1 pseudogene is annotated in these 257 nt (G+C 55.6%); it reads left to right on the top strand.

Annotated features, from left to right (window positions below):
- Positions 1 to 257, top strand: a pseudogene (locus tag KJQ96_RS39305) (ABC transporter ATP-binding protein); the annotation flags it as partial.

Here is a 257-nt window from a genome sequence, read left to right as displayed (position 1 = left end):
AAGCACTGCTTTCGATCTGATATCGGGCCTCACCACCGTAAGCACCGGCGAGATTTGCTTCAGAGGCGAAGCGATCACACATATGGCCCCCGAGGCTCGGGTGGCTTCCGGTGTCTGCCGCACTTTTCAGACCCCAAAACTCTTTGACGAAATGACCGTGTTAGATGTCGTCGCAACAGGGCGGCATCTCCACAACTCGGTCGGTCTATGGGGAAGCATGTTCTCGATCGGCAGAAAGCGGAGGGAAGAAGCGAAAA

The sequence above is a fragment of the Bradyrhizobium sp. sGM-13 genome, from assembly GCF_018398875.1.
GTDB lineage: Bacteria > Pseudomonadota > Alphaproteobacteria > Rhizobiales > Xanthobacteraceae > Bradyrhizobium.
The sequence above is the reverse complement of the archived record's forward strand: the minus strand, read 5'-3'. Positions and strand labels throughout refer to the sequence as shown.